2 protein-coding genes are annotated in these 20,122 nt (G+C 47.9%); both read right to left on the reverse strand.

Going from position 1 to position 20,122, the window contains the following annotated elements; all coding sequences use genetic code 11:
* Positions 1-8: 8 nt before the first annotated feature.
* Positions 9-11,651, reverse strand: a complete 11,643-nt coding sequence (locus AC1DP6_RS19245; protein WP_477056283.1) for a non-ribosomal peptide synthetase — start codon at positions 11,649-11,651, stop codon at positions 9-11.
* Between the two features lie 41 nt (positions 11,652-11,692).
* Entirely contained in the window at positions 11,693-20,104 is an 8,412-nt protein-coding gene (locus AC1DP6_RS19250) for an amino acid adenylation domain-containing protein (RefSeq protein ID WP_477056284.1), read from the reverse strand.
* Positions 20,105-20,122: the final 18 nt, after the last annotated feature.

A 20,122-nucleotide genomic window follows, 5' to 3' on the forward strand; every position in this document is an offset into this window, starting at 1 on the left:
GTGATGACTTATTTTGATTTACGGGGTTTTTCGCTGGTAGTTGCAGACAACGATATTCTTTTTCGTTGCCCGATACCAGTTGCTTCAAAGGCCGATTTCAGCTGCTGTGGTGTGATGAGCCGGAATTGTGTAACCGGCTTGTCCGGATTTGTCAGTAGCTGCAACAGCATTGTTTTAAAATGTCCGCTGATGATGTTGACGCTGACATCACTCAATAAGCTGCTGTTGTAATTAAAACGAACCACCAGCTCACTGCCTACTCCTACAAAAACAGACAGCAGGTAATTATTATGCTCACTCATCTCCAGGTGAAGGATCTCCGGCTGCCGTTCTTCTTTTTCACTCACTTCTCCCAGCGGATAGTTCTCAAAGAATAGTACACTGTCGAACAGGTCATCCTTGATGTTTGTCCAGGTGCGGATATCAGCCAGCCCTGCATGCTGATAACTACGGGAAAGACTATGTGTGTCCTGCAATTCGCGGAGCCAGTCTGCCAGTGGCAAAGCCGTTACATCTGCGCGTACTGGAATGATATTGATATAAGGACCTACCTTTTGTTCTACCTGGTCTATTTCTGCCGGACGGGTAGAAACTGTAGCTCCAAATACTACTTTTCTGTTGCGGTTATACCTGTACAACAGGGTAGCCCAAACGCCCTGTATCAGCGTATTCACCGTGATGTGATGGGTTTGTGCAAACTGCTGCATATCGGAGGTGATGGTTTCATCGAGTACCAGTCGCACATCGTTAAACACTCCCGGCAGCTTATTTCTGTCGGGGCGATCATCCGCAAAAGGCAACCAATTAGGCGCTGTAATGCCTTTCAGATACTGCTTCCAGAAAGCCGCTGTTGTGTGGCGATCAGTCGTATCGTGAAAATGGATAAATGCTTCATACTGGTCCTCTGCTCCACTGCTGATGGTATCGCCTTTCAGCAGGGCGCTACAGGTGGAGAGCCATTCATCTATCACCACCGGCATAGACCAGCCATCCATAATAATATGATGACAGGTCCACACCATCCTGGTGTTGCCACCTGGCAACTGGATAAATGTAACCCGCATGAGTGGCGGTGTAGCCATATCAAAGTCGGTACATTTATCTTTCAGCAGGAAGGCAGCCAGTGCTTTTTCCAGCTCTGCAGGTGTAAGACCGCTATAGTTCAGTTCTGCGAAAGGCAGGCCCACGGGGCTGTATACAGTTTGTAGTGGCGTACCACCTATATCATGAAAAGCCGTACGTAAAATGCTGTGACGTGCAATCACATGTTCCCAGGCTTTTTTCATCAGCTGGATATGAGGGAAGGAAACTTCAAAACCTACCTGGATAACGTAAGTGCCGGCATTCACAGAGGAAAGGCTGTAGCGATACATTTCCGATTGCAGTGGGCTTAACTGGTACAATGTACGCAGCTGTGTTTCATGTAAACTTCCATCCTGCTGTGCCGCCTGGAAGCTGTCCAACTGCTGTATACTGAGCAGGCCCGATAAACCATAGTCAGATGGCGTAGGTGCTGCCGTTTCCTGTATAACGGTAGCTGCAATCAGTTCCTCCAGCAAAGAAATATTGCTTTGAGCGAGTTGGGCTATTACAACCGGGTTGTATTGATCCGGGCTATAAGTCCAGGACATATACAGTTGTCCTCCTGATACAGAAGCCGTAATTTCCAGCTTACTATTGAAGGCATTGTTGCCACTTACCGCATCGCCGGTAGATTCATCTGACATGCTGATATCTCCATCTGCGCGGAGTAAATTATCCAACTGTCCGAGGTAATTAAAAAGAATATCAGTAGCCGGCAGATATAAACTTTTTCTGACAGCATCGTCCGGATGCAGATAACGGAGAGCGGCATAACCCATGCCTTTTGCCGGTACCATCCGTAACTGTTCTTTCACGGATCTTATCAGCGCCGCGGAAGCACTGTCTGGTACTTCCAGCAATACCGGGTACATGTTGGTGAACCAACCCACCGTTTGTGTAGTATCCAGTTCGGGCGCGATGGCTTCCCTGCCATGGCCTTCCAGGGTAATCAATACTTTATTGTTGCCGGTCCAGTTACCGATGGTATGTGCCAGGACAGCCAGCAGCCAATCGTTTATGCCGGTATTATATACCTGCTGCACCTTACCCAGCAAATGACGTGTAGCCGTTTCTGATAGCAGCACGGTATGTGTATCGGTTTCTTTACGCAATACTTCTTTTATGTCTTTAGATACCGGCAACGGCGTATACCCGTTTACGATATGCTTCCAGTACGGCAGCTCTGCCACCGTAACCGGTGCTATAGCATAACGGCAAAGTGCCTGTTGCCACTGGCGTACAGAGGAAGTTTTAGAAGCCGGTTGCAGTACCTGTCCTTTAGTAACCGCATCCAGGTATATCATCAGGTCTTCCAGTATAATGCGCCATGACACCCCATCTACCGCAAGGTGATGGATCACGATAAACAAGCGGTGATGGGCATCTGAATGTGGCGTTTTTATCAATACGCATTGCCAGATTTTACCGGCGCTTATATCCAGTTGTTCCTGGTAGTGCTGGCATATGGCTGTTATCGCCGTTTCATCTGTGGCCTCTTCGCTGGCGACGCCTGGCAACAGGTAACCATATTCCTGTATCCAACGGTCACCCTCCCTGCGATAGTGGCAACGCAGCACATCGTGACGTTCGGCTAACGCGGCCGCTACTGCATCCAGTTTGCTTACGTCGAGTGCTTTATCAATATTCAGCAGGATAGCCTGATTGAAATGATCTTTTTCGGCGAATGACTGGTCAAAGAACCATTGCTGAATTGGCAGCAAGCCTGCTTCACCGTTGAGGATGCCTTGTTCTGTTATCACCTCTCTGCTGGTTGTTACCGCGCCTGCCAGCGCGGCAATCTGCTGATGCAGGAAGAGATCCCTCGGATGCAGCACGTAACCTGCCCGACGGGCTCTGCTCACCATCTGTATGGTGATGATGGAGTCTCCACCCAGCTCAAAGAAATTATCGTATATGCCTACCCGTTCTACTCTCAGCAGTTCCTGCCAGATACGGGCCAGTTCCCGCTCCGTTTCATTCCGGGGAGCGGTATAAGTACGCTCAGAGAAGGCAGTTTCATCGGGGTTGGGCAATGCGCGCCGATCTATTTTACCACTGGTAGTTACCGGCAATACTGCCATTTCTATCAGCAGCGATGGTACCATATAGTCTGGTAGCTGACCTTTCAGGTAAGCGAGGATGCCGTCCCTATCGAATGGTCCTTCCGGCACCACATAACCTATCAGCCGCATTTTGTGGCGGTTGTTTTTATGTACCACCACTATTCCTTCTCTTACCAACGGAGATTGCAATAATACCGTATTGATTTCTCCCAGCTCTATGCGATAGCCGCGGATCTTCACCTGGTCGTCTATCCTGCCCAGAAACTCAATGCTGCCATCAGGCAACCAGCGTCCCAGATCACCGGCACGATAACACTTCCCGGTAGCACCGGGATTAAAAATATTGCCGATAAATTTCTCTGCATTCAGGTCATCACGGTGTAGATAACCCCGTGCCAGTGAATCTCCTCCTATGCATATTTCACCCGCCACTCCTATCGGACACAGGTTATTATACCGGTCTGCGATATACACCTGCACATTGGGTACCGGTACCCCGATCACAACAGTATGTGGTTTAACCGGATCATCTGTATATGTAGCGATGATTGTATTTTCCGTAGGTCCGTAAGCGTTAATAAGGCGGATACCTTTTTCTTTGAAGTAACGCGCGTCTTCTGTATTCAGTGCCTCTCCCGCCGAAACGATGGTATGGAGCGTACCTGTTTTCTCCCTGATAGCCCGCTGATAAGAAGGCGGTAACACCACCAGTTCCACCTGGTGCCTGTCGACCACAGCTTCAAAGCCCTCTGCCGACAATAAATCTTCCCGCTTGGGCAATACCAGGCAGCCGCCGCTGAGGAGCATGCAAAACAGCTCATAACAGAAAGCGTCAAAGCCAAAGGAAGAGAATTGCAGCATTCGCAGTCCGGGCTTCAATCTCAGCGCTATTGTTTGCCCCTGTACCATGTTTACTACACCTTTGTGCTCCAGTTGCACCCCCTTCGGTTTTCCGGTACTACCGGAGGTATAGATGACGTAAGCTAATTGATTATTTACCGATGGTATCTCCAACGGCTGATCCGTTGTTTGGCTGATGGCATCCCAATCGCTGTCAGCTTTTATCACCCGGATGTGTTCCGGATAATTCACCAGACCTTCGCAGGCCTTGCTGCTCAGCAGGATGTCGGCACCACTGTCTTCCAGCGTATACAATATCCTTTCTGCCGGATAGGCCGGATCAATGGGTAAATAGGCCGCACCGGCTTTCAAAACGCCCATGATGCCAATAATCATTTCCGGTGAGCGCTCCAGGCATACAGGAACCAGTGTTTCCGGGCCAACACCCAGTTGACGCAGATAGTGCGCAAAGCGATTGGAACGCGTATCCAGCTCGTTGTAGGTTAAGGTAATATCTTCGTATACGAGTGCGGGATTTTGCGGATACAAGGCCACCTGTTGTGCAAATACGGAGAGGATATTTGCGTCGGCAGGGATATCAAATCCGGGTATCGCCTTATTGAAATCCTGTAGCTGCTGTTTTTCCCCTTCAGATAACAGCGGCAGTAATCCTATAGTGGTAGCAGGAGTCGTTGCGATGGCCTGTAATAATTGTTTGAAATGCGCCAGCAATTGTACAATGGTGTCCTGCCTGAACAGATCTGCGCAGTATACCACACTGCCCTGTAATCCTTCCGGCGTTTCTTCCATGGAGAAACTGATGTCTGTTTTCGCAGTGGTTTGCTCGATATCTTCTTCGGATAACTGTATTCCTCCCAGGTCCATACCGTTTGCACGGGGGGCATTCTGCAAGGCAAATACGGCCTGAAAAAGAGGGCTTCTGCTTAGTTCGCGGGAAACCACTACTTCATCTACCACCTTTTCAAAAGGTACATCCTGGTGCTCGTAGGCTTCCAGAGTAGTTTCTTTTACTTGTTGTAATAATTGCAGGAAAGAAGGATTACCGCTCAGGTCACTGCGCAGCACCAGGGTATTTACAAAGAAGCCCACCAGCTGTTCCACCTCCTGTTGTGTTCTGCCGGCTATCGGTGCTCCCACACTGATATCATCCTGACCGGTATAGCGGTGCAGTAATACTTTAAATGCAGCCAGCAACGTCATAAAGAGAGTTGCCTCCTGTTGCCTGCTCAGTTCCTGTAATTGTGCTGTCAGTGCAGCATCTATATGAAAAGTAACGTAGGAGCCCCGTGCGCTTTGTATCGCGGGGCGCGCATAATCTGTCAGCAGATTAAGCGGGGTTACGTCATCCAGTTTATGTTTCCAGTATTGTAGCTGTTTATCCAGTATTTCACCGGAAAAATGCCGGCGCTGCCAGATGGCAAAGTCAGTATATTGTACGGATAATACCGGTAATGCAGCGGTTCGCTGTGTGGTATACGCATTATACAATTCCGTCAGTTCACGGATAATAATACCCATAGACCAGCCATCCGTAGCAATGTGATGCATCACGATCAGCAATACATGTTCTGTTTCGGCGACTTTTATCAGTCTTGCGCGCAGCATGAAGTCGGCAGACAGGTCGAAAGGTGCGGCCACCCACTCTTCTACGGCAGCATGTAACAGTGCCGGATCGGAATACGCAGTATCATTTGTCAGGGTCAATTGCCACTGATCACTATCCTTTGTTTGTTGATAGCCCCGGCCATCTTCCTGCAGAATCACGGTTCTCAGCACTTCATGCCGGTCTATCATTTCACGCAGGGCATGTGTCAATCCGGCGGTATCCAATGTACCTTTCAATCGCAACAACACCGGCATATGATATTGCACGCTGCCTTCCAGTTGATCAATAAACCAAAGACGTTCCTGCGCAAAAGACAATGGCACCCTACCCTTGGCGGTATAGCGACTGATAGCTGGTAGCTTTTCCTTCACGGGAGCTTCCAGCAGCGGCGACAAGGTAGCAATCGTCTGTTGTATGAATAATTCCTTTACTGTCACTGCCCGGTTCATTTCACTACGAATCGCAGATACCAGTCTTGTTGCCAGCAGAGAGTGTCCTCCCAGTGCAAAGAAATTATCGTATATGCCTATCGGTGACACGCCTAATAATCTTTCCCAGATCGTCACCAGCGCTTGTTCTGTTTCATTGCGGGCGCCCTGATAGGCTTCTGTTATCAGCTGCGGTTCTGGTAACGCGTTGCGATCCGTTTTACCGTTAGCATTCAGTGGTATCCTGTCCAGTACGATCAGTGAATCAGGCACCATGTAAGCGGGCAATAATTTACCGAGGTAGCTTTTGATTTCATCCCGTGTAGCCGCCGTTTCCGTGAGCGTATAATAGCCTGCCAGTATTTTATCGCCATTGCTCTTGCGGTGTACAATCACGATCCCTTCTTTTACGGCAGGATGGGATTGCAATACAGTAGCCACTTCATCCGGCTCTACCCGATAACCGCGGATCTTCACCTGTTCATCTATACGGCCAATAAATTCAATGCCCCCATTCTCCGTCCAGCGGGCCTGGTCACCTGACTTATAAAAACGGTCACCTCCAAGTGTAATAAACTGTTGTGCCGTACGTATTTCATCCTGTATATAACCCCGGCTTAATCCTGCACCACCCAGCAACATTTCGCCGGGAATACCTTTGGGTACGGGTTTCCCGCGACGATCTACAATCAATACCAGGTCATTCTGTATAGGCTGCCCTATTGATACCGGGCCACCACTATACCCGTTCATTTCCGTGCAGGTACAGTAAGTAGTTATTTCTGTAGGCCCGTAAAGATTCATTACGCGCACCGCCGGGTATTGCGCTATCAATTTACGTATATGCGATACTGATATTTGTTCCCCACCGGTGTATATAGACTGTAACGGAATAAACATCAGCGGGTCATGATCTATCAACTGATTTAACCAGGAAGTAGTAAAAAAGGCCAATGTTACCTGTTTCTCCCGGAGAGTGGCGGCCATGCTGGAAGGATCCAGCAGATGCTGCAGCCCCAGCACAATCACCCGGGCACCATTCAGCAATGCCCCCCATACTTCCAGTGTGGCAGCATCAAAAGACAATGCCCCCGTCTGGAGTATCCTGTCTTTCTCTGTGATAGCGGACGGAGGGTTTTCCCTGACAAGATTAATAATACTATGATGTTCTATCATCACCCCTTTGGGCTTACCTGTTGTGCCGGAGGTAAACATAACATAGGCTAATGAATTACCATCTGCCACCGGCAGTTCCGGTGTTACAGCAGCATTTGCATCCAGGTCTATGTCCGGTAAATACAACACGCCTGCCCTACTTTCCAGATGCAGAGAGATGGTTTCATCATCTGTGATCACCGCCACTGCCTGTGTATATTCCAGCAGTTGCGTGATGCGCTCTACAGGTGTATTGGACTCTATCGGCAGATAACCGCAACCTGCTTTTAAGATAGCCAGCATTGCGGTCACAAAATCTGCACCGCGGCTCATTACCACTGCTACTACTCCTTCTCTGACTGCATAAGGCGATAAGGCTGCTGCCAGCTGGTTGGCGCGATTATTCAACTGCGCATAGGTCCAGGCAGACTGTTCATCTTCCAATGCAATGGCATCGGCGAATTGCGCAGCTATCTTTTCAAAAACATGATGTACGGCAGCGGAAGACGATGGCGTGAAGCTTCCGTTAAAAGAGCTGATCTCCTGCTGCTCTTCTTCCGTCATATAATCTATATCATCCAGTAGTTCATTCGGATTATCCGCTATGGCACGGATGATATTGCCCAAATGCCCCAGCATACGATTTATGCGCGGTGCAGCAAAAAGATCTGTGTAATATTCAATGCCCAGTACCAGCCCTTCATTGGTTTCTTCAAAATCTATAGTCAGATCAAACTTGCTGACAGGGCGCTGGTTGTTAAAAGGATAAGCTTTCAGCTCATTCATATCCAGCAGCGCATTGCGCGTGCTGTTATTATTCTGCATCACCACCATTACGTTAAACAGTGGAGAGCGGCTCATATCTCTTTCCAGTTGCAGATCATCTATCAGCTGATCAAACGGATATGCCTGGTGCTGATATCCTTCCAGCAAACTATCCCTGATATCTGTTTTTACAAAGTCGTCGAAAGATGCTCCATTACTGATCTTTGAGCGGATAGCCAATGTATTCACATAACAGCCTATCTGGTTCGCCAGGCTCACATGTTCCCGTCCGGCTACCGGTGTACCCACTATCAGGTCCTGCTGCCCTGTATAACGGTATAACAGCGTTTTTACAGCACCCATCAGTACCATGTACAGACTCAGGTTATTAGCAGCAGCATATTGCAGCAGCTTTTGCTGTACGTCACCAGGCAAGTGGCAGGAAATATAATCTCCGTTAAAGGTCATTACCCTGGGGCGGATAAAATCTGCCGGCAATTCCAGTACCGGCCGCTCACCGCCTAACTTGAGGAGCCAGTAATCACGATACTTGGCACCAGCAGACCCCGACAACAATTCCTGCTGCCAGGCCGCAAAGTCTTTGTATTGTATATGAAGCGGCTCAGGTAAGGCTGTTTCTTTTTTGCTGAAAGCGTAATACAGACTCAGTATATCTGAGAAAAATACCTGTGTAGACCATCCATCAGAAATGATATGATGTAACGTAAACAGAAAGGTATACCTGTTGCCGGAAACCTGCAACAACACGGCTCTTACCAGTGGCCCCTTCTCCAGGTCAAATACGGTTCCTGCTTCTGCTGCAGCAATATCCGCAGCTATGTTTTCACGTTCCGGTTCAGATTGCAGATCTTTATACACCAACGTAAAACCGGAATCAGCAAGGCTTCGCACTTGTTGTCTTGGCACACCGTTTTTTGTAATGAATACGGTACGCAATATTTCATGCCGCGTTACCAGTGCGTCCAGTGCACTACGGAATGCCTCTACATCGATGTTACCTTCCAGCACAGCAGCATGTGGAATATTATAACTGGTTTGTTCTTCTTCCATCGCTGCCAGCAACCACATTCGCTGTTGTGCATGCGACAGGCTGTAATCTTCCTGCTCAACTACCGGCAGAATGTCGGCAAAACCATCTTTGCCACTGGCATCTACCAACACCGCCTGCTCTTCAATAGTGGCGTGCAAAAAGACTTCTCTTAAAGGCAACAGCACCTGCATTTTTTTATGGATCTGCGCAATGAGCTGTGTGGCCTTCAGCGAGTGTCCGCCTATCTCAAAAAAGTTATCTGTTACCCCTACTCCTGAAATGTCCAGCAAGGTTTCCCAGATCTGTAGCAGCAACGCTTCTGTTGCAGTACGCGGCGCAACGGCTGCTCCCTGGAATTGTGGGCGGTAGTCGCCGGCATCCGGTAATGCGCGTTTATCTATTTTACCATTGGGTGTTAGCGGAATGCGTGCTAACGGTATATAATATACGGGGAGCATATACTCGGGCAACCTGCCTTTCATAAACTCCTGCAGGGCCGGGATATGCGGTTCATTGTCTGTTACTATATACGCCGCCAGCTGGTCCTGTCCATCTTTAGTATATACCAGCACTATTGCATCACGTACATCCGGATAAGCTTTCAGCGTTTCTGCTACCTCATCCAGTTCAATACGATATCCTCTTATTTTAACCTGGTTATCGATACGGCCAAAAAATTCCAGTGTACCCGAAGGTAGCCAGCGGCCATGATCTCCTGTTTTATATAATTTCCCTCCGGGAGAAAAAGGATCATCGATGAACTTACGCGCCGTCAGTTCTTCCCGGTTATAATATCCTTTGCCAACACCTACACCACCAATGCATATTTCACCGGGCACGCCTACCGGCAGCAGTTCATTACTGCTGTTCAGAATATATACCTGCTGATTATCAAATGGTTTTCCCAGCACCGGCTGACGGGCAAAATCATCGATACTATGCTCCCGCATCCACCAGGCCACAGAGCCAATGGTGCTTTCGGTGGCGCCATAGTGATTACCTAGTTCAGCATGCGGATAACGCTGAAGATATTTACGGAGATTTTTTACGTTGATGGTTTCCCCTCCCTGCTTGATCATACGCACCGAACTACATACTAACGGGTCCTCATCAAAAGTGGCACTGTTTACCAGTACACCAAAAGTAGAAGGCACCATTTTCAGGAAGGTGATACCTTCCTGTTTAATATACCGCAGTGTTTTTTCCGGATCAAAAAAGCTATCGTTAGGCACGTGAAGTGTGGCGCCAGCGGTCAATGTAGCCCATATATAACTATAACATCCATCAAAGCTGTAGGAGTTAATGAGCATGGTACTGTCTGCTGGTGTAATAGCAAATCGTTTACGGAACCAGCTAACGTGATTTGCCAGGCCCAGGTGATGAATCATCGCCCCTTTTGGTTTCCCGGTAGTACCTGACGTGTAGATCATGTAGGCCAGTTCATGCGGATCACGCTGAATAACGGGATTATCCGCTCTCTCATCAGTTAGCTCATCAATAGCTACATATCCGAGTGCTGCAGCATCCGGCGTTTGTTCTATCAATGCTTTTTCCGTCAGCACAATAGCGCATTCACTGTCTTCCAGGAAAAACCGGACACGCTCAGGAGGTGAACTCAGGTCGATCGGAATATATACCCCGCCGGCTTTGAGAATACCAATAATACCGATGATGATTTTTTCAGAACGATTCACCATCAGCGCTACTTTGTCCTGATGGAGTAAACCGCGCTCCTGTTTCAGGTAATAAGCCACCTGGTTGGCCCTTTCATTCAACTCTCTGTAAGTAAGTATTACATCTCCGCTTTTAACCGCTATACTATCAGGTGTAAACAAGGCTTGCTGCTCAAACTGCTCTATCACTGCCTGCTCACAGAAAGCCACAGCAGTATCATTAAAACTGCCATGAATAAACTGGTGATCCCCTGCCGTAATAAAATTAATATTCCCTACTGGCGTAGAAAGATCATGACTGATAATTTCCAGTGTTTTAAGGAGATGCCCACCCAGTAGAGAAAGATATAATTCCTCATACAATGCAGCATTATAATCCAGCTGTAATGTAAGCCCCTCCTCGTCCCGGCTGAAAAGGAAAAATATATCTGTCTGATATAATTCCTCCTGCAATATGGTAACCGGTTCGTAACCGAAGCCGGTAGTAAAAGCATACTTTGCCCACTCCTGCTGCTCCTCTTTCAATACTGCCGCCAGTCTGGAAAAATCATAATCACGTTGGATAATATTGGCTTCCAGCTCCAGGTGTATTTGTTTCAGCAACTCTCTTGCTGACATATCTTCCTCGTAAGACACGGCAAAAAACAGCAAGGCAGGTTCACTTATTGGCAACTCTTCGTCAATACGCACACCGCCTGTAGTAAGTAACAGCTCCGGGCGTTGACTGTATTTGCCCAGCACGATATACAGTGCAGCCATTGCCAGTTTATAGATATTGATATCTTTATCTTTTGCAGCATGGATAACTGCAGCCGACAGCGCCGCAGGAAACCGCAGCGTGTATTGCTGCCGTTTTGCATGGCCGGGAAGCGGTAATATATTGTAGAAGGACGCGCCTCCGGCATTTTTTATTTTATTAGTCCAGTAACTCGTGGTAGCAGACTCCTGTAAAGTAAACTCGCTCATAAATCTAAACCAGTTATAATAGGGTTATTAAGGATATCGGATTAACTGAAATCATCTTCAAGACTAAACACTTTTGGTCTTGTTGTTTTGGGAAGCAGGGTATGCAAGGGGACCTGCGGATCCTTTACTATCTGCGCTGCCAGTGTTTCCAAACGATGCTGCACCGCCATCATCGTATCTTCATAAAATAAGGCGTTGTTATACACCAGTCTTATGCTGATACCGGCTGCCGGGTCTGACTCAATGAAGAAAGTAATATCATATTTGTTTAACCTTTCTTCCTGTGGCAATTCAGTGAAACGGAGTCCATCCGGGGCATCGGGAATATGTGTGCCAAAGCCATCGTTGAATGCAATCATGACATCAAACAATGGGTTTCTGCCCAGGTTACGTTTCAGTCTCAGCTTTTCTATCAGCAGATCAAAAGGATAAGATTGGTGCTCGTATGCTGCCAGCGTAGTTGCTTTTACTTTCTCCAGCAAGCTGAAGAAAGTATCGTCTTCCTGTAAAACCGTGCGCAATGCCAGTACGTTTACATAAAATCCCAGCTGCTGTTGTAAGTCCGGATGCTCGCGGCCTGCGGTGGTGGTACCTACCACAATATCGTTGGTATGCTGGTACTGTTGCAGCCATAGTACAATCAGTGACTGACATATCATAAACAGGCTGACCTCTTTTTCCCCCGTCCAGTCGCGGAATGTTTGTAACGTAGCCGCGTTCAGGTTAAAGGTCAGGGTGTTACTACCATAGGTACGGGTGCGGGTACGATCTCTGTCCAGTGGTAGGTCAGGATATTCTTCTGTACGTTGTAACAGTTGCAGCCAGTACTTTTCATCATGGGAAGTATCCTGCAGTAACTGCTGTTGCTGCCAGGCGGCAAAGTCTTTGTACTGCACACGAAGTGGTGGCAAACCGCGGGTGTCTCCACTCACCTGCTGTATATATAGTTGCAGTGCTTCTGTATAAAATAATTGTAATGACCAACCATCACTGACGATATGGTGCATATTCAGTACCAATACCTGTTCTTCACCGTTGGTAAGCAAACGGAAACGGATCAACGGCCATTTATCCAACCGGAACACATGCTCTTCTTCTTCCCGCAGCAATGCCGTGCCCTGTTCAATAATATCCGTTCCAGTGGCGGCCACCGTTACAGGCAAGGTAACGGGACAGTCTGCTGTATCCAGTATGCGCTGATAAGGTGTTCCATCTTTCTCTACAAACACGGTACGTAATATTTCATGCCGTGCTATCACCTGTCTGAATGCCTGTTCGAGCACAGGTGCGTCCAGCTTACCGTTGATGACAAAGGCACCCGTGATGTTAAAGGCATTCTTTTCCGTTTCCAGTTTATCTACTATCCACAAACGTTGTTGTGCACGCGATGCTTCATACAATGTTGCGGCAGGCACCAATGGTATGCTGTGGGTATCCTGTTGCTCCTGTTCATCTATCCAGGCAGCGAGTGAATGAATATCAGGATGCTTGAAAAATGTAGCCAGGCCTATCTTAACACGCATCACTGTTTCCACGCGGGTAATAATGCGGTAGGCGGATAAGGAACTACCTCCTGATTCAAAAAAATTATCCTGCATGCCAATGCCTTTCCGGCCCAGCACTTCTTCCCATAGTAGCAGCAACTGCGCGGCTGTTTCACTGTGAGGAACATCATCGCCTTGCTCCTGCTGCGCCAACCATTCGTTGATGTCCGGCAAAGCGGTTCTGTCCAGTTTCCCGTTTTTGTTCAATGGCGCCTTATCCAACGGTATAAACAAAGCAGGAATCATATAATCGGGCAGCTCTGCTTTGAGTGCAGGTTTAAAAGTAGTAATGCTCTTTTCTGCTGCAGGTACGTAATAACATACCAGCATTTTATCACCATTCGTATTTTTTTCTACCAATACAAATGCTTCTTTCACGCCGGTTATACGCTGTATAGCATGCGCGATTTCTCCTGGTTCTACGCGGTAACCACGGATTTTCACCTGGTCATCGGTTCTGCCGAGGAAAGCCACCATACCATTTTCCAGCCACTTGCCCAGATCCCCGGAACGATATACTTTTTCACCGGGAAGGAATGGATGTGCGATAAATTGTTGTGCGGTACGTTCCGGATCACCCATATAACCAGTACTTAGCCCTTCTCCGCCCAGCAATATTTCACCTGGAATGCCTACTCCCACCGGCTGCAGGTGACGATCCACTATATACACGGTGCTATGGCTGATAGGTCTGCCCAGTGGCACAGGTGTATCAGGAAGCAGAGGCACTTCTCCACAAATAGAGAAGGTAGTATTTTCCGTAGGTCCGTATCCATTAGTAATAGTAATATCAGGGCAAGCTACCTGTACTTTTCGTATATGCGCAGGTGATAGTTGCTCTCCTCCTGCCAGTACATGGCGGAGTGGCCTGAAAAGTGACGGGTCCTGATCTGCCAGCTGATTAAACCAGGAGGCAGTGAACCACATCGTGGTAATTTCCTTTTCGCGGATAGCAGCAGCCAGCCGGGGTGTATCCAACAAGTGCATCAGGTCTAGTAAATGCACCTCACCACCATTCAACAACGCACCCCATATTTCAAAAGTGGCCGCATCAAACGAGAGTGATCCTGTCTGTAATATTTTATCAGTTGCGTCCAGCCGGATATAGTTGGTATCTTTTACCAGGCGAACAATGCTCTTATGCGTTACCATTACACCTTTAGGAGTGCCGGTGGATCCGGAGGTAAACATAATATAAGCCAGGGAATCACCTGTAATAGCCGGTGCTAAAGGAGATACTTCAGTGGAGGTACTAAAGTATGCTTCTTCCGGCGTCAGCACTGCTATATCATCTTCCAGTGTAGCTTTTAATACCACATCATCTGTAATCAGTAAAGCAGCGTTGGTTTGGGCCAGCAGGAATTTGATTCTATCGGCCGGTGTATTACGCTCCAGTGGCAGGTAAGCAGCACCTGCTTTCAATACCGCCAGCATCGTAGTAATAAATCCGGCTGTTCTGGACATCACCACTGCCACAACATCTCCGGTGGCAACAGCGTGATGCCTGCTGATATAAGCCGCTAAATTGCCCGCACGATCGTTGAGCTCCCGGTAAGTGTATGCATGTTGTTCATCTGCCAGGGCCGGTGCATCCGGATAGCGCGCCACCGTTGCTTCAAACAACTGCGTTACGGTACTGTCCTGCGGCAGCTTTTTGTTATCACCGGAAAGTACTTCGAGGATATGCTGCTTTTCAGCAGCACCAATGTATTCCAGTCTTGCTACCGGCAATTGAATATTATCTGCAACAGCCGCCAGCAGGTTAATATAATGGGTAGTCATACGGGTAATACGCGCTTCACTAAAAAGGCCGGTATTATATTCGAATGACATTTTCAGACTACCTGCTGTTTCCCACATCTCTATGGTAAGATCAAATTTACTGCTCTGCAGTTCCAGCGGATATTCCTTTATGTGAAATCCGTCATATTTTTCCGGGAGATGAGTACCGCCATCGGCATTCTGCAGCACCAGCATAATATCGAAGAGCGGCGACCTGCCGGCTTCTCTCTTTATCGCCAGTTCTTCTACCAGCTGATCAAATGGATAATGCTGATGTTCATAAGCAGCCAGGGTATTTTTCCGTACTTCTTCCAGCAATGCAGCGAAGGAAGCATCTGCATTGAACCGGCTCCGCAAAGCCAGGGTGTTTATGTAAAAGCCTACCTGGTCTTCCAGGTCGCTATGTTCACGGCCTGCGGCAGGGGTACCTACTGTAATATCCTGCTGACCGGTATAACGGTACAGCAATGCTTTAAAGCCTGCCAACAGCAGCATAAAAAGACTTACGCCTTGTTGCCCGGCTATACTTTTCAATTTATCTGTTAATGCTGATGGCACGGTGGCATATACTACTTTTCCTTGTTGTATACCACTGGTTTGCCGCGGATAATCTGCCGGCAACTCCAGCACATTCACCGTTTCGCGGAAATGATCCAGCCAGTAACGGCGGTGTTCCTGGAAAACAGGTAAAGCCGCTTGTGTATGATCCCATACTGCAAAGTCTTTGTACTGTATTTTTAAAGCGCCAGGCAGCACATTTTTATGATCCAGCAAGCCGCTATAGAACTGCATCAACTCTTTCATTAAAATACCGGTAGACCAGGCATCTGTGATGATATGATGTATGACCAAAAGAAATACATATTCCTGCTGGCCGGTTTGCCACAGATGTGCACTGAAGAGCGGAGATTGTTCCAGGTCAAATACCTTTCGCGTAGCCGCTGCTACCCGGTCTTTCACGTCTTCTTTACCGCGCAGGTCTTCTACCTGTAATCCGAAACGGGCATCGTTGAAAACTACCTGTTGACGGGGTTCTCCGTTGACCGTTATAAACACCGTGCGCAATATTTCATGCCGCGCTACCAGCAGGTTAAAAGCAGCCGATAATGCATCAACATCGAGTGTACCACTGAAGGTGCAGGCAACAGGCAGGTTGTAATTAGCGCGGTCTTCCTCCAGTTGATAAACAAGCCAAAGCCGTTGCTGCGCATGCGACAACGGGTAATTGTCCTGTACCGGTGCAAGCGGAATAGCTGCATATACATTTTCTCCACCGCCAATATTTTGTGCCAACTGCCGGATAGTAGGATATTGAAATACAAGTGCCACTTTTACGGCAGCGTTCAACTGTTTGTTGATAGCGGCCGTGAGTCGAATGGCGGAAAGGGAATGACCTCCCAGTTCAAAGAAATTGTCGTGCACGCCTATACGCTCCACGTGCAATAGTTGCTGCCAGATGCCTGTCAGCACTTCTTCTGTTTTACCAACCGGTGCTACATACCCTGTAACAGATACGGCTGCTGCATCCGGATGAGGCAATGCTTTACGATCGGTTTTACCATTGGAGGTAAGCTGGAAATACGGCAATGGTATCAGGATGGCCGGCACCATATAATCGGGCAGTCTGTCTTTCAGATAAGCCAGTAGTCCATCGCGGTTAAAGATACCTTCGGGTACCACGTAAGCCACGAGTCTTTTAGCACCGGTGGCATCATTACCAGCCATCACTACCGCCTGTTTCACAAAACCACTCTGCTGCAAGGCCGTTTCAATTTCTCCCAGCTCTATGCGGAAACCGCGGATCTTCACCTGGTCATCAATACGACCCAGGTATTCGATATTGCCATCCGGCAGCCAGCGGGCAAGATCGCCGGTTTTATATAATCGGGAATTATTTTCTTTGTTAAATGGGTTAGCAATAAACCGCTCCCGGGTAAGTTCGTCACGATGCAGATATCCTCTGGCGAGGCCTGCCCCAGACACATACAACTCTCCCGGTATGCCTGCAGGCGATAACTGCAAACGGGCATCGAGAATATAAAGCCCCAGCGTAGGAATAGGCATCCCTATTACGCTGCTGCTACTGGCCATTTCCGTTTCCCCGATTTCCTGGTAGGTAACATGCACCGTGGTTTCTGTAATACCGTACATGTTAATCATACGGCAGTCCGGATACAATGATTTCCATGGCCTGATAGCCGCAGGATTCAATGCTTCCCCGCCAAATATGACGTAACGTATTTGCAAAGCAGCAGAGTTAGCCACCATATCATCCTGCAATACATAAAAGGCGGAAGGTGTCTGGTTAAGTACAGTTACGCCTTCTTCCTGTAACAATGCGGCAAATAAAGTTGTATCCTTTGCCACTTCCTTCGGCACTATGACCAGGCGGCCACCGTAAAACAGGGCCCCATACATTTCCCATACTGAAAAGTCGAAACAGAAAGAATGGAACATGGTCCATACATCCTTACTGTTAAAGTCGTACAACGGCGCGTCTGTTTCAAATAAACGCACTACGTTGCGGTGTTCTATCAGCACGCCTTTAGGCTTGCCGGTAGAACCGGAAGTATATATTACATAGGCCAGGTGGTGCGGAGCAGCCACCGGATCAGGGTTATGTGTGCTTTCTTTACTGATTTCTGCTGCATCGCTGTCCAGCAGAATGATAGTGGCATTGGTAGCGTCACTTACTGCGGCTACTACAGATGACGCAGAAATAACCACCTTCGCGGCGGTATCTTCCAGCATAAAGGCAATGCGATCCTGCGGATAAGCCGGATCCACCGGCACATAGGCGCCACCGGCTTTCAGAATACCCAGCAATGCGATGATCATTTCCAGGCTCCTGTCGATGCATACCGGCACCAGCGTATCTGCTGTTACACCTTTGCTACGAAGAAAATGTGCCAGCTGATTCGCTTTTTCATTCAGTTCGCGGTAAGTTAGTTGTAAGGCACCTATGTTTACTGCTACATTATCCGGTGTAGCAGCTACCTGTTCTTCAATAAGATCTGTGATGGTTTTATGATACGGATAGCCGGCTATTTTTTCCGCAGAAGCCAGTAACAGCTGTGTTTCTTCGGGTAAGGTGAGCATCCTCAGCGTATCGATTCTTTGCTCAGGATTTCTCAGTATATCCTGCAACAACTGCTGATAGTGCCCCAGCATCCGCTCAATGGTAGCAGCGGTAAAAAGATCAGTGGCATATTTTATAGAGATGTGCAGACCAGCTTCTCCGTCCCTGAACTGCATTTGCAGATCATAGTCAGTATAGTCATCTCCGGAAAATAATAAAACAGAGGTACTGTCTTCCATACCAAACGTTACCCGGAAAAGTGCGCCGGGGTTATTATTCTCGGGTATCCCTAATGATGCAGCTATTTCAGCTAAGGACACATCGTGACATGCTATCGCCTCCCGGATACTATCCTTTACCTGTTGCAGCAGGTTTACAAACAGTGGGGCGTTACTGATGTCCGCACTTAACGGCAGCAACCTGTTTCCACGTGGGTCAGGAATACCGGAACTGATCACCTGCTGACCTGTATACCGGTATAGCATCACGTGAAATGCCGTCAGCAACACCTGGAACATGGTCGTATTTTCATCCATTGATAAAATGGTCAGGCCATCCCTGATATGATCGGGCACTTTGTACTCCGCTACTGCTGCATATGTACCCGCTATTGGTGGACGGGGAAAGTCTGTTGGCAACTGCAATGGCTCTACGCCGTGCAGTTGTTTCTTCCAGTACGCCAACTGATAAGCCGGTTGTGATGTTACTTCCGAAGGAATATCTATCGCTATTTCTTTTACCGGAATATCTTCATTTGTCAATACCTGATCGATGATCCTTTCAAACTGTTGCAGGATCTCATTCATGTATACAGTCGTATAACAGGCAGGGTTATACGATAAAATCACTTCCATTTGTTCTCCCAGTACTACGTTGATATGAAAGTGGTAGTTGGTTTGTTCAAACATCTTCACTTCCTTCACATCAAATATATCACCGGTGCTGCCGGACTGCATGATACCTTCTTCCAGCGGATAATTTTCCACTGCAATGATATGTTGGAGCAGCTCCCGCTTTAATGCAGTACCAGCTTGTATTTCTGCCAGCGGTGAATAATGATAAGGCAATCCTTCGATCGCATCATGATGCACCTGTTGCAGCAACTGGTTAAACCTTGTTTCGTGGCCGAAGCGGATACGCAGTGGTACGGTATTAATAAACAGCCCCAGGATATCCTGTACGCCTGGTATTTCCGCCGGGCGACCAGATACCACGTTGCCATACACCACGTCATTTGTATTATTATACGCAGCCAGGAGTATGCCCCATACCGACTGGAACATTACGTTCATGGTGGTATGTTCTTTCCTGGCCAACGTTTCCAGTTGAGCGGTCTTCTCCTTTGACAACTGTAGCTTTTCTACTGCGGTGACATGATGCGCTACTTTTCCTTCAGGAAAGAGTACCGGAGGCACTCCTGCTATATTCGTATATCCATTCAGGTAATTAGTCCAGTAGCTGGATGCTGCCGCTTTATCCTGTTTCTCCAGCCATTGTATATAAGCAGCAAAGGATACTGCCGGTGGTAATTTTACCGGCTGCCCGGCCGCCAACGCCCTATAAATGGTAACCAGCTCATTCAACAGGACAGGTATACACCATCCGTCCAGCAGGATGTGATGATGGCTCCATACAAACTCATATTCGTTGTCGGCCATTTTTATCACAGACAGCCGCATCAGCGGATCTTTCACCAGGTCAAAGCTGCGGAGAATATCCTGCTGCCGGAAGTCTTCCAGGAATGCTTTTGCAGCCCTGCTGTCCAGGTGAGAAATATCAGTGGTATAGAAAGCAATACGACGATTTTTTAATACTACCTGTATCGGTCTTTCATTCTTCTCATATACAAAAGAAGTTCTGAGGATATCATGCCGCAGGGAAAGTACATCCAGGCTTTGTTCCAGCAAAGCGGTTTCCAGGTGACCGGAGGTACGGTAACACACCTGGTTAAAGTAAGCATGATTACCACCGTATAGTGTATGGAACAGCATCCCCTCCTGCATGGCGGTCAGCGGATATATCTTCTGTATATTATGCTTGTCGTTCATTGGATAGTTTTTTATAGG

It is taken from the genome of Chitinophaga sp. 01L420 (genome assembly GCF_056399985.1).

What these genes read in the sequence shown, in the direction of transcription:
- AC1DP6_RS19245 (WP_477056283.1), bottom strand. Translation starts at nt 11,651, where the DNA reads ATGAGCGAGTTTACTTTACAGGAGTCTGCTACCACGAGTTACTGGACT.
- AC1DP6_RS19250 (WP_477056284.1), bottom strand. Translation starts at nt 20,104, where the DNA reads ATGAACGACAAGCATAATATACAGAAGATATATCCGCTGACCGCCATG.